Below are 12,155 nucleotides of genomic sequence, written 5' to 3' on the forward strand. Positions count from 1 at the left end.
TAAATTACGTCATCAAATATGGTCCTTTTCTCCAAATAAGTATAGCAGAAAAGAACCATACTCTCAATCATCAGAAACGGTCGAAGTCTTCCTGTGTTGCAAGTTCGGCATACTTATAGTCATCATTCCGGCTCTCACTGTACATATCGTTGATGAGTCCTATTGACAGCATTTCAAGGTCTGCCATTGACAGACCTAATTGTACACATCGGAGCAGAAACAGTGGTGTTGTCATTTCACGCTCTGTTGGACGAAGTTTTTTTTAGCTTCCACATCTGTTTTTACATTCAGCCCCCACAGTTCAATTAGTTGTGGCAGAACCTGATAAATTGAAAATGTATTGAAATTATCAAGCCACTCCTCCGGTGTATCCGGGATGGACGGTTCTGCATGCTTTGCCATAATAAAAGCAATGTTCTCAAACATCTCAAGGGAAAACATATCGAGGTTTGATGATTCCTCTTTTCCGTCACCGATGCTCTTTTCAAGTAATGCCAGGTCTTTATAAATATCCCTCTGGAATTTTAATCTGTAGATTCTTGGAATGGCTGCACTCGCCTTGAATGCAACCATCTGTCCGTCAATTTCTATATCCTTTCTGATACCCATGTCTTAGTCCTCCTTATGATACACTCTTGGTTGATTTTGCTGACTGCTGCTCTGCCGTGGAAGCTGCCGGAAGATACACGCTCTTATACCAGTTATTGTAAACAGTCTCAGTTGTGGAATCTCCCGTTTTTGCCTTGACATATCCGTCTGCCATAGGTCTTGCCTTGATGGTCAGTGTTTCCGTCTGCACTTCCTTATCTTCCTCATTCGTCTTTGACTCAATGGTCGGACGGGATGCGGAACAGTTATAAAGCACATGGCGGATCTTGCGGATATCCCCGTCAAACTCAAACAGGAGTGCAAAACTGCCTGTCTCGGAATTTGCATTCTCCACAAGCACCTTATTGGCATCCTGCTCCTCTTTTAAGATATCCGTGCGGAAGGATTCAGGGATCATTGCAAGTTCAAGGTCACCATCGTATCCCTGGTTGTTATTGATCACGTAATATTCAATGCCGTCCGCATAAAATGACTCCGGCTCTCCGGTTGGATCCATGCTGATGGATACCGCACCGGGCATCGGCACGGGTGTCCCGAAGCTGACCGTGCCTTCCTCTGCAACCGTAATCGGTGCGTAATGCACGTTGCAGATATTAAATTTGACTTTATTCTTTTTATTCGCCATCTTCTATACCTCCATCTGATAAAGCACCTCATACAGATTTTCTGATTCGATCCATACTTCGCTTTTTTCATAAAAAATGCCATGCCCGTCAAGCACGGCTTCTGTTTGCTGTTCCAGTTCTATATTTTTTATATCCGTGTATATCTCTATATTCAGACGGTCTGTCTTAAAATAAACTTTCCCGTCTGCAGAGAAATTGTTGCTTCCGGGATACAGGAATACCGCAAAAGGCAGATCAGGGGATTCCCCTTCCGCAAAATGATGATAGGCATATGGAAGTCCGATTTCTTCCATCAATGCCATGACTTCTTCATGCGTCACGAACGCAACCCCCTCTCTATCTTCTGCACCAGCTCCCTGTTTCCCTTTTCTTCAGCCGGGGCAATATGCTCCCTTCCAGCTACCCTGCCCCCGCCGCGTTTTGCATGACCGTGTTCCAGGAGATGGGCTATCTGGTATCTGTCCTTAGAATGAACCGTCATGGTAAGGGAGTGGCTGCTCTCCGCTGTTTTTTTGACCGCCCAGCTTTTCTTATACCTTCCTGTCCGCTTTGGGGCATTTGCCTGTATATCCTTTTTCACGGTCTTTGATACATCCTTTACCGCATCCTTGACGGTATCCGTAGCAAGATCTGCATATTCCTTCAGACCATCCATGATCGTATCTGCCAGCCCGTCAACGGTCGTTCTTCTCTCTGCCATCTCCTCACCTCTTTGCCAGGGCAGCCCTGATCTTCACTGTCTTATTCTTATACTGCACGTTGTCAACAAATGTAATATTATAAATATTCCCACGGAACAGGATGCGGAAATGCTCCGCATCAAGAGCTGATATCTCACTGCAGTAACGGATAACAAAATCAAGTTCCGTTTCCGCATTGACCTGTTTTGCTTCCCAGTACTCCTTACCGGAAAGATTATTCACATAGGAATAACATTTATAATGGTCACTCCATACAAGGGTATGGTTTCCTGTCCCATCCTTCTTCGTGCTGCTTTTCTGTATCATGATCCGTTCACGCATGAGTTCTATCATCAGAATATCTCCCTCCTGATTCCAAAAAACAGATACTTCAATGTTTCCGTCATTGTCTTATGATCTGCTTCTTCCCGATGCTCATACAGGTAGGCAATAACATACAGTTCTGCAGTACGGACAACAGATTCATACTCTTTGAGTTCTTCCGGGGGTTGTCTTGTCACATCTAAGATCAAGCGGTCGGATGTTTCCATCAGACGGAGGATGAGTTCATCCTCGTCTGACGAATCGACCCTGAGATACCCTTTGGCTTCCTCAAGCGTTACGAACATCCTGCCACCCCTACTTTCCGGCAGCCTTGATATCAAGTGTCTTGACTGCCTCGGAAAGGATCAGCTTGCCGTCCACACGCTCGGAAGCAAGGAATCCGACCTGTCCTGTTGTAGCATAAAGCTCATTCAGTCTCTTGAAACTTCTGCCCTGGCGGTCTGCGATCCAGTAGTAACTGTAATCACCGAATGCCATGACACGGTTTCCGGCTGCAAGCTCCGGCACATAGATGGATGTGCGGTAAGGACGGTTTAAAATCTTATCAGGTTCTCCTTCCCTTACGGACGGCTGCCAGATATAATTTCCGTTTCCGTCCTTCAGCTTTCTGATTGCCTTTACGGTCGAATCATTCAAAAGCCATACCGCCTTGTTACGGTATGGGGCACGGAGGGAATAATAAAGATCCATGACATCATCAAACGTAATGGATGTTCCGGTGGATGTCACGCCTGTCTCAGCACCGCCTGTGGCATTGAAGATTCCGGTAGGCTTGCCCTTGCCGTCACCGATAAAGAATGCCTCTTCTTCCTTCGTACCGATTCTTCTTCCGAACTCCCTTGAGATGTACTGCTCGATATTGAACACACTGTCATTTAAGAGTTCATCAGACACCTTGATCATGGTTGCCAGCTTAAAGGCACTGATGGTTGTCTGTCCGAAGCTGTCATCAGATTCTGGGAACTGACCGCCCTCATCGATCCATGCCGCCTCACCCTTGGATGTAACGATTGGGATCTTGCGGTCACCGCTCGATGTCTTGATGACGGTTGCAAGGTTACGGAAGAACACCTCCTCTTCCAGTGCTTCCACCAGTTTCTTCTCGTACTCATCCGGTACAAGATAACCGCCCTCGGAATCCGTGCCGATGGTAAGGGCATTCTGTACTTCATAGGACAGCACCTTGTTTCTCATGCCGTTCCAGAACGCTTTTCTGTACTCATCGGTTGCCCTTCCGGTCTTTGTGTCACCGCCAGTCTTTGCATCCGGCTTGTTGGTGATCGGTGTGCTTGTTGCCTTGGAAAGTTCTGCATCGATGGCAGCCTGTCTTTCCAGTCTCTCGATCTCCTTTCCGAGATTTACGACATCATTTTCCATCTTGTCGTAGGTTGCTGCATCCTCAGCGGACACAAAGCCTTCCTGTGTTCTCTTGGCATCAAGGAATGCTTTTGCTGCCTCCCATGCCTTTGCTCTTTTTTCTCTTAATTCTAAAATCTTACTCATCTTGAAATCCTCCTTAATGTGTTAAAAGACTCAGTCTTTTTTCTAACTGGCTGACTGGTATCATGGCATCCACACGGGATACCCTGGAAAGGAACGATTCATTCATCGCCTTGGTGGAATACATCATGGAATCCTGCTGGAACGGGAACTTCTTTTTCTTGTCCTTATCCTCGTCTTCCTTTTCTTTTCCTTCCTCTCCATCACTGCCTTCCTCCGGTTCTTTTTCCGGCTTTTCAGGCTTTTTCTTCTCTTCATCCGTCTCACCGGAAGAAAAGAGTATCTTATCCGCAAATCCAAGCTCCACTGCCTTCTTCGCATTGAACCAGGTCTCATCGTCCATCATGTGGGAGAGCCTTGCACGGGTAAGCCCCGTCTTGAATTCATAGGCATTTAAGATTGATTCCTTGACCTCATTCAACATGGCGATTGCTTTCTGCATATCCCTTGTCTCGCCCATTGCCATGGTCGCAGGATTATGGATCATCATCATTGCAACAGGGGATACACAGACCGTGTCTCCTGCCATTGCGATCACGGATGCTGCCGAAGCTGCAATGCCGTCTATCTTGACTGTCACGCTTCCCTTATAATCACGGAGCATGTTGTAGATCTGTGCTGCCGCGAACACATCCCCGCCCGGTGAATTGATCCACACCGTGATATTTCCGTTTCCGGCATTCAGTTCATCCTTGAAAAGCTGCGGTGTCACTTCATCCCCGTACCATGTTTCATCCGAGATCATGCCATTTAAAAAGAGCGTCCTTTCCATGTCAGGCACGCTCTCATCTTCATTCTTTATCCAGTTCCAAAACTTCCGCTTCATCGTTTACCTCTCTTTCCGCTGTTTTCCTGTGCTGGAGCGTCCTGCTGCCCCGTATCCGTCTTTGCAAAAGCTCCCGCATCCGCAAGTTTGGTCATTGCACCGTTTATAAGATACAGGTTTCCCCCTTCCTCATCTGGGATCGGGTTCATGTTTTCCATCTCACGGATGTCATTGGCAGAAAACCATCCGTTCTGCCTTCCGACTGCATAGCCGTTCATCCTCGACTGGTAATCCCCACGGAGCAGACCGTCCACATTCAGCTTGATAAAATACTTTCCTTTCTCTCCCGGCAGAAGGAGCGATCTCTGTAAGGACTGCTCCCATCTGATCACCCACGGATCAAGTGTGTATTTTACGAACTCCAAGGACTGCTGCTCGATATTGGAAAAGCTCGACTTATCAAGGTCACCGACCATATGTGGCGGTATCCTGTAAAGCCTTGCGATCTCATTGACCTGGAATTTCCTTGTTTCAAGGAATTGTGCCTCTTCCGGCGGGATGCCAATCTGCTGGTACTTCATGCCTTCCTCAAGCACTGCGATCTTGTGTGCGTTACTCACGCCCCTGTACACGGAGTTCCAGGACTCCCTCACCTTTGACGGGTCTTTCAGGACACCCGGATGCTCCAGGACACCGCCCGGATTCGCCCCGTTTGCAAAGAAACTCGCCCCGTATTCCTCACAGGCAAGCGTCATGCCGACAGCGTTCTTTGCCATCGCAATCGGGGAATATCCGATCAGTCCGTCAAACCCAAGTCCGGGGATATGAAGCACATCCTCGGCTTTCAGCCTGATATTGCCGTATTCCTTGAACATTGGGTTTTCATCGCTGTTTCTGGAATACACATAATAGATGTTTCCTTTGTCATCCCTCTGCACATCCATCTTGTCTGGGAGAAGCGGATACAGTCCGAGTACCCTTCCTGCCCCGTCCCTTATGATCTGGGCATAAGCATTTCCCCATATTAAAAGATGGCTCATCAGTGTTTCCCTGAACACAAATGAAGTCATCTCCGGGTTCGGCTCATCATGGAGCAGATAATATAATGGATGGTCATGCACCAGTTTCTTGCCTCCGTCATCCTGATACTCATATACATGAAGCGGTAAGGATGCGACTGCCTCCGCAAGGATTCTGACACAGGCATATACTGCCGTGGTCTGCATTGCAGTTCTTTCATTGACAGGCTTTCCGCTCGTTGTCCTTCCGAACAAAAACGAATATCCTGCGTCTGCTGCCTTGTCCACAGGCTTATCCCTCGCCTGTCCGAATCCGAATAAACTCTTAATTCCCATGTGACACCTCCTAAAAATGGGTACAAAAAAAGCACCTCCGAAGAAGTGCCGTTCCTGATCATCTCTGATAATTGTTTAGTCGTGGGAACTCTTTCCCATTCCTGTAGTAATAATATTTTCTCAGTGCATTCTGCATTGGATTTTTCTTTGGGTTCTCAAGCGGTTTCAGTTTCATCAGCGAATCATACATGAGGTCATCATCCGCTACCACTGTTTCCAGATCAAGTCCGAGGATCTCCTCTGCTTTCAGTGCAAGGGACTTCCTTGTCTGCGCCCCGTGCTCACCGCTAAGTTTGGGGTCTTTTTCCATACTGTTCATAAAAAATTCTTCCTGCATACAAAATGCCTCCCTGTGCTTTTCCTATATCTTAGCACAGAAACATGCAGCCGGATTATGATTTTACAGAATCATACACGGCTGCATCAGAATACAAGAATGCCCCTGTCATCATACACGCTTCCGTCACTGCCTTCGTTCCTGATTGCACGGTCAAGTGCCATAACGGTTGCAACAGCCCCGTCAATCTTTTCCGTGGATTTTTCCTTATCCATTTTGATGTTTCCCGCCGGATCCTGACGGACAAACACATTATCCATCATCCAACGCAGCACCTTATGTCCTCCATGTGCGATCCGTTCCTCCAATGTCAGTTTCATCAATTCTTTTGTCGGTGGACTCATATCCTTATATCCCTGTCCGAACGGGACAACGGTAAATCCCATGCCTTCAAGGTTCTGCACCATCTGGACTGCTCCCCATCGGTCAAATGCGATCTCCTTGATATGGAACTTCGTGCCAAGTTCATCTATAAACTGCTCGATAAATCCATAATGAATGACATTTCCTTCCGTGGTCTTTAAGCACCCTTCGGCAGTCCAGACATCATAGGGGACATGATCCCTTCGGACACGCAGTCTCATGTTATCCTCCGGTATCCAGAAATACGGAAGGATCACATATTTCTCCGTATCATTCCTTGGCGGGAACACAAGCACGAATGCCGTGATATCCGTGGAACTGGAAAGGTCGAGTCCGCCATAGCATTCCCTTCCGAGAAGCTCCTCCTCTTTCACGGCAAAGGAACAGGCATCCCACTTATCCATCTGCATCCACCTGGTGCTCTGTTTCACCCACTGGTTCAGACGGAGCTGCCGGAATACGTTCTCCTCTGCTGCATTCTCTTTTGCACTGATATATGCATTCTGCACTTTTTCAATGTCAATCGTGTATCCGAGTGACGGATTTGCCTTATACCACACATCCTCACTCGACCAGTCATCCTCATCGGATGCCCCGTAGATCACAGGATAAAATGTCGGGTCTATCTTTCTTCCCTCTATGATGTCCAGAGCCTTCTGGTGCTGTTCAAAACACACGGAATTCCGGTCTGTCCCGGCTGTCGTGATCAGGAAGAACAACGGCTGTGTCCTGGCATCACCGGAACCCTTGGTCATGACATCGAACAGTTCCCTGTTCGGCTGTGCGTGCAGCTCATCAAAGATGACCGCATGGACGTTCAGTCCATGCTTTGTGTATGCCTCTGCCGACAGCACCTGGTAGAAGCTGTTGGTTGGTTTATATACAAGCCTTTTTACGGACATGACGGGCTTGATCCTTTTCTTCAGTGCCGGACACTGGTCCACCATATCCACCGCAACATCAAATACGATGGAAGCCTGCTGCCTGTCGGAAGCACAGCCGTAAACCTCTGCTCCCCATTCACCGTCACCGCATGTCATATACAGTGCAATGGCAGCCGCCAGCTCCGATTTTCCGTTTTTCTTTGGTATCTCACAGTAACAGGTATTGTACTGCCTGTATCCGTTTTCCTTTACCGTCCCATAAAGGGTACGGATGATCTCGTCCTGCCACGGGAGAAGTTCAAACGGAACTCCCCGCCACCTTCCTTTGGTGTGTTTCAGGCAGTTTATGAAATTGACCGCATGGTCTGCTTTTGCCTTGTCAAACATTATTTTGCACCGCCTTTCACAAGCAGAAGCTCCATTTCATCGTTCTGCTTATCCTCACCACTGTCAGTGGAGATACGGCTTCTTGCGGACGGGGTCAGTCCGAACTGCTCACAGAACTTATTCATGATCTTCAGATAGGTCTGTGCAATTGACACCTGCGGTACCTGCTGCCAGTATCCGCTCGGGGTCTTTACGATGGTCCCGTGCTGTGTAATGAACTCCTCTGCCTCTTTCCATCTCGCATATGCCTGACAGTATCCTGCGAATGCTGCCATATCGATCTCGGTAAGGATTCCCAGATGCTCCAGCTGTTTTGCCATCCGCTTCCATTCCTTCTTTGCCTCATCCTCAAGCCATGCCGGACAGCGCGGGGCCTTTTTCTCAGGCTTTGGTTCGCCCGTATTAAGGCTTCTCTTGCCCGGATTGCCCTCAAGCACCTTTACTGCCGTAGGCTTTGGTTTTCTTCCTCTCTGTGCCACTGTCCTCACCTCCCCGTAAATGGCATAATAAAAAGACCTCCGAAGAGGCCTTCCGATTTGTGTGTTTATTCTTAAAGTGTCATTCTGATTGCCGGAATTCTTGCTTTCTTTCCTGTTTTCCAATCCGAGTATGTTGCATTTACCTCTGTAAGCCCTGCCATCCTGATGCCTTCCTTTTCAAATGCTGCGAGGGTTTCGATCAGGCTTGAAAATGTACTGCTTATCGTAAATTCGCTGATGCCGTTTTCCTTTAAAGCCTTTACAATTTCCGGAATGTCGTAATCCCAGATGACTCCGTTGAAATCAATGTTATCGTTTCCTGTTTCCTGGCAGTCTCTGTATGCTGCAAACAATGTGCTGTTGATTCCGTAATCCTTAAGGCTTCCTCCCTCGTTCATGGCTTTTTCAAAAATCTCAATTTTCTTCATGGTCTTGTACCTCCGCTTTTTTCTTTGTTTTCCCTTTCGGTAGGTACATATTCGCTCTAAACGCTGATTATATCCAGTCATTTCAGTGCCATAATGTACACAAAGATAACGGCACTACACTGTGTAAATGTACACAGGCAGGGAACGGATTCCCTGCCCTTTCTGTTATTTTACTTTTGTAAGTGCCCATGCCATTGCATGTCCTGCATCCTCAAACCCTTCTTTTCTTCCGATCCTTGAAATCCTGCATTCGCATCTTCCAAGACCTGTCTCTTCCGGTGTTTCAACCAGTTCATAAACTTCTGCAATGCTACCCTTAAAGCAGTGTTCCCAGACTGCAACCGTATAGTCACCGTAGTCAAGGACTGCTGAATTCATGCATCCGTAAAGCTCCATTCCTAATTTTTCTGCTGTTGTGATCTTTGTTTCCATCGTATCTTCCTCCGTTTTCTCTGTTTTCCCTTTCGGTAGGTACATATTCGCTCTGAACCGTACATATATCCAGTCATTTAAGCATTATAATGTACACAAAGATCTGTGGAAGAAATTGTGGATTTTACCGCTGCGACCTGTGGATGGCTTCAAGGATCTGTTCCTGTTCCTCTGCCCCAACACCAATACTCTCAAGCGCCTCACGTGTCCCACAGTCTGGGCAGATAAGCGTTCTGCCGTCTGCCCTTGAAAGAGCGGGTGTCCTTCCGTAGGAAGCCCCGCAGCGGGGGCATATCCGTATGTGCAGTGTTTCACTCTTCATGTCCTGCTACCTCCACTGCTTTTATCTGTGCCTCGGAAAGGTAATGCTCGTCAAAGCCAAAGCTGATGTACCCCTGAAGGCATGTGCTGACATACGAAAGGGAAGGTACTCCTATCTTCCGTTCTTCATGCATGATGTACACAAAGCACTTCCTTCTGCGTATCTTCCCCGTGCGGATGCCCCTGATATCAAGTTCCATTTCTTTTTTGTAATAAAACACCGGATATCCTTCGTAGCGGTCAAGTGCCGTCTCATCCGATTCCGTGACTTCCCATACCGCCACTGGAACCTCACCGCCTTCCTTTGGTTCAATGGTAAGATAGGCTCCTGTACGGCTTCCTTTAAAGAGAAGCTCATAATCGTTTATGACTGCAGTTCCGATCACCCTTGCGTGAGGGCATCGTATCCGCATCTGTCTGATGTTCAGGTTGCTGCCATAAGCAATGTAATATCTTTTCATAATGTTTCCATCCTTTCTGAAGGGAACACCCTTCTACCACCTTAAGACCGCTCATGGCGGTCAGTGCTCCAAGGTGGCAGGAGGCTGTTCTCTTCAAGCAGCCCTTCCGCTTCTGAAAGCAGTATCTCCTGCAAGTCTCTTTGTAAGGATTTCCCTTGCAGTTTTAAATTCGTCCCCAATGAATCCGAGTCTCAAAAGCCATGTCCGCATTGCGTATTTCGGATTTTCCGTCTGCTGCGGTTTCGGGCTTGCCGTCCTTACTTCCTTTGCCATCTGGCTTAAGGCAAGGCAAAGCTGGATGTAGCTCTTCAGCTGTCCCGCATGCAGTCCGTTCAGCTTTCCGTCAGCCGGGGCATCAAATTGGAAAAGTCTGAACTCGACCGTTCCCTTTGTGAATGTTGCATGGTAGTTTAACATATGATATCGGCTGTCATTGTAATGATGGTCTCTTCCGTAGCTTGCGCCGTTTGCCGTGTACCAGATGTCTGCAAGGGCTGCCATCGTTTTCGGTTTCTTTTTATTGAGTTCCTTAAGGAATCTTGGGTCTACCGTTTTGCAGTAGCGGTTCATCCGCCAGCTGTTGAGGTTTAAGGCATCCGCTAAAAGATTCTCGTGTCCCGCCATGATGTTTGCAAGGTTTCGTAAAGTCTGCGGTGTGTGTCCCTTTGCTCCGATGTGGATGTGGACTCCGCATCCCCTTGTTGCATCACTCTTGGCTTCCGCATGTCTGAGCTTTCTTATCAGTTCCTGAAGAAGTTCAATGTCTTCGTAGTGAAGGATCGGTGTGACCAGCTCGCATTTTTTATCATCTGGTCCCGCAATGCTGACGTCCTTCTGGAATTTCCATTCCCTTCCGCTCGCATCCCATGCTGACCATGTATAATATCCGTTTCTGGAAGCCGTATTTTCAAATCTTCCTGTTCCGAAGAATGCTGCTGCAAGTTCTGCTGCCTTATCCCTTCGGATGTTATTCATCTCAACCTCGACCCCGATGGTCTGTTTCTTCATTTCCTCGATCTGCTTTGTAATCCTTTCGTTCATGGCTTGTACCTCCGTTTGTTTTCTTCCCTTTCGGTAGGTACATATTCGCTCTAAAACACACATATATCCAGTTATATATGAGCCATAAACTGCACAAACATCGGCCGGAAAAACTGTGTATATTATGACTGTATTTTACGCCATTCATCTACTCCGTAGATCATCGCAAGAGAGCCGTGTCCGTCCCATACCGTGTGGAGCTGTCCTGCATCATCCACAAACTCCACCGTTCCGATGGTCCCTGACGGGATCTTTCGGTAGGGATCATCAAGGCGGATAAGCTCCACCCTGGTTCCCGAAGGATATTCCTTCCTCAGTCTCTCAAGTGTCTGTCTGCTTACTCCGAACATACCGTTGCCCCCCTTTCTGCCTTGCGGTTGGCTTTCCACTTTTCCGCATCTTCCGGAGTCCGGAATGCCGTATGGCCTTTCAGCCCCTTAAGGAAGAAGGATCTTGTTTCCTTTCCTTCGCTCCCGCCAAATCCGATGGATACCAGCCATGCCCTCATGTAATATTTTTCATTCTCTTCAATGGTCTGTTTCGGATTCACACGTTTCTGTTCCGATGCTTTCTTTACAATTGCCGATGCAAGTCTGCAGTATTCCATCATGTTATCGGTATGCGGAAATCCCGTGAACTCAATGATCCCGTCTGCAAAGGTGACACCGCTGCATCCGCCCTGTTCCGTAATGAACCCTGCTGCCGTCTCCGTATCTTCGAAAGTTCTTTCGGCCAGGGCATTTATAAGGCTGTCTGCTATGGAAATGCACTCCCTGCCGACTGCCCTGTTGATAAGGTACTGTTTGGAATGCATCATATTTATCAGGTTGATGATGCTCTGTGGTGTCATGCTGCCGATTGGTATTTTGATCTCCGCTTCTGGTTCTTCCGTCTGTGTTTCCTGTGTCTCTTCTGCCACATCATTCTGGAAAAGCACTCTTCTCACCTCGTCTTCCATGCTGTCATCTTCAAGTATGACCTTTGCATCCCTGTCCACCGTGATGCTTCCGATGCGGTATGCAAAGGATGGCGGTCCAAGGTATTCTGACCTCTGTCCGAAATGTCCGGATAAGGCTTTTACTAATTCTTTCCTGTTCTCAGCGTTTGTAATAATTTCCATTCTATTGATCTCCTTTCCTTT

At 47.6% G+C, this 12,155-nt stretch carries 20 protein-coding genes; all 20 read right to left on the bottom strand.

Translation table 11 applies throughout. From position 1 onward, the window contains the following. Positions 1 to 70 precede the first annotated feature (70 nt). On the bottom strand, positions 71 to 235 hold the full coding sequence (locus NQ488_09400) for a hypothetical protein (GenBank protein ID UWN94793.1): 165 nt from the start codon (positions 233 to 235) through the stop codon (positions 71 to 73). Further along, positions 232 to 609, bottom strand: a complete 378-nt coding sequence (locus tag NQ488_09405; GenBank protein ID UWN94794.1) for a hypothetical protein — start codon at positions 607 to 609, stop codon at positions 232 to 234. The genes NQ488_09400 and NQ488_09405 overlap by 4 nt, the downstream gene beginning before the upstream one ends. Before the next feature lie 13 nt (positions 610 to 622). Next, complete coding sequence (locus NQ488_09410) at positions 623 to 1,234, bottom strand: phage tail protein (GenBank protein UWN94795.1); 612 nt, start codon at positions 1,232 to 1,234, stop codon at positions 623 to 625. 3 nt (positions 1,235 to 1,237) lie between these two features. Further along, a complete protein-coding gene (locus NQ488_09415) occupies positions 1,238 to 1,555 on the bottom strand; it encodes a hypothetical protein (protein ID UWN94796.1) in 318 nt (105 codons plus the stop codon). Beyond that, positions 1,552 to 1,935 (bottom strand): HK97 gp10 family phage protein, encoded by a 384-nt coding sequence (locus NQ488_09420; GenBank protein ID UWN94797.1) that lies wholly within the window; start codon positions 1,933 to 1,935, stop codon positions 1,552 to 1,554. Before NQ488_09420 ends, NQ488_09415 begins: the two co-directional genes overlap by 4 nt. A 4-nt stretch (positions 1,936 to 1,939) precedes the next feature. After that, positions 1,940 to 2,269: a phage head closure protein gene (locus NQ488_09425; protein UWN94798.1), complete on the bottom strand. Its 330-nt coding sequence runs from the start codon at positions 2,267 to 2,269 to the stop codon at positions 1,940 to 1,942. After that, positions 2,269 to 2,544 (bottom strand): head-tail connector protein, encoded by a 276-nt coding sequence (locus NQ488_09430; protein ID UWN94799.1) that lies wholly within the window; start codon positions 2,542 to 2,544, stop codon positions 2,269 to 2,271. The genes NQ488_09425 and NQ488_09430 overlap by 1 nt, the downstream gene beginning before the upstream one ends. A gap of 10 nt (positions 2,545 to 2,554) precedes the next feature. Beyond that, positions 2,555 to 3,763 carry a phage major capsid protein gene (locus tag NQ488_09435; protein UWN94800.1) on the bottom strand — a complete coding sequence of 403 codons (1,209 nt, stop codon included), beginning with the start codon at positions 3,761 to 3,763 and terminating at the stop codon, positions 2,555 to 2,557. A gap of 13 nt (positions 3,764 to 3,776) precedes the next feature. After that, complete coding sequence (locus NQ488_09440; GenBank protein UWN94801.1) at positions 3,777 to 4,586, bottom strand: Clp protease ClpP; 810 nt, start codon at positions 4,584 to 4,586, stop codon at positions 3,777 to 3,779. After that, positions 4,583 to 5,881 (bottom strand): phage portal protein, encoded by a 1,299-nt coding sequence (locus NQ488_09445; protein UWN94802.1) that lies wholly within the window; start codon positions 5,879 to 5,881, stop codon positions 4,583 to 4,585. Before NQ488_09445 ends, NQ488_09440 begins: the two co-directional genes overlap by 4 nt. Positions 5,882 to 5,939: 58 nt before the next feature. Next, positions 5,940 to 6,218 (bottom strand): hypothetical protein, encoded by a 279-nt coding sequence (locus NQ488_09450; GenBank protein UWN94803.1) that lies wholly within the window; start codon positions 6,216 to 6,218, stop codon positions 5,940 to 5,942. A gap of 86 nt (positions 6,219 to 6,304) precedes the next feature. After that, positions 6,305 to 7,852 (bottom strand): terminase large subunit, encoded by a 1,548-nt coding sequence (locus NQ488_09455; GenBank protein ID UWN94804.1) that lies wholly within the window; start codon positions 7,850 to 7,852, stop codon positions 6,305 to 6,307. Then, positions 7,852 to 8,331, bottom strand: coding sequence for a phage terminase small subunit P27 family (locus NQ488_09460; protein ID UWN94805.1), 480 nt, complete (start codon positions 8,329 to 8,331; stop codon positions 7,852 to 7,854). The genes NQ488_09455 and NQ488_09460 overlap by 1 nt, the downstream gene beginning before the upstream one ends. A 71-nt stretch (positions 8,332 to 8,402) precedes the next feature. Next, a complete protein-coding gene (locus NQ488_09465) occupies positions 8,403 to 8,759 on the bottom strand; it encodes a hypothetical protein (protein ID UWN94806.1) in 357 nt (118 codons plus the stop codon). A gap of 165 nt (positions 8,760 to 8,924) precedes the next feature. Beyond that, positions 8,925 to 9,191 carry a hypothetical protein gene (locus NQ488_09470; GenBank protein ID UWN94807.1) on the bottom strand — a complete coding sequence of 89 codons (267 nt, stop codon included), beginning with the start codon at positions 9,189 to 9,191 and terminating at the stop codon, positions 8,925 to 8,927. 124 nt (positions 9,192 to 9,315) lie between these two features. Further along, positions 9,316 to 9,513: a hypothetical protein gene (locus tag NQ488_09475; GenBank protein UWN94808.1), complete on the bottom strand. Its 198-nt coding sequence runs from the start codon at positions 9,511 to 9,513 to the stop codon at positions 9,316 to 9,318. Continuing rightward, entirely contained in the window at positions 9,503 to 9,973 is a 471-nt protein-coding gene (locus tag NQ488_09480; GenBank protein UWN94809.1) for a gamma-glutamylcyclotransferase, read from the bottom strand. The genes NQ488_09475 and NQ488_09480 overlap by 11 nt, the downstream gene beginning before the upstream one ends. 93 nt (positions 9,974 to 10,066) lie before the next feature. Next, positions 10,067 to 11,014: an amidoligase family protein gene (locus NQ488_09485; GenBank protein ID UWN94810.1), complete on the bottom strand. Its 948-nt coding sequence runs from the start codon at positions 11,012 to 11,014 to the stop codon at positions 10,067 to 10,069. A 122-nt stretch (positions 11,015 to 11,136) separates the two neighbouring features. Then, a complete protein-coding gene (locus tag NQ488_09490) occupies positions 11,137 to 11,364 on the bottom strand; it encodes a DUF4314 domain-containing protein (GenBank protein UWN94811.1) in 228 nt (75 codons plus the stop codon). Further along, positions 11,352 to 12,134 (bottom strand): hypothetical protein, encoded by a 783-nt coding sequence (locus NQ488_09495; GenBank protein UWN94812.1) that lies wholly within the window; start codon positions 12,132 to 12,134, stop codon positions 11,352 to 11,354. The genes NQ488_09490 and NQ488_09495 overlap by 13 nt, the downstream gene beginning before the upstream one ends. Positions 12,135 to 12,155 lie beyond the last annotated feature (21 nt).

The sequence above is a fragment of the [Bacteroides] pectinophilus genome, from assembly GCA_025146925.1.
In the GTDB taxonomy this organism is placed as follows: domain Bacteria; phylum Bacillota; class Clostridia; order Lachnospirales; family Lachnospiraceae; genus Bacteroides_F; species Bacteroides_F pectinophilus.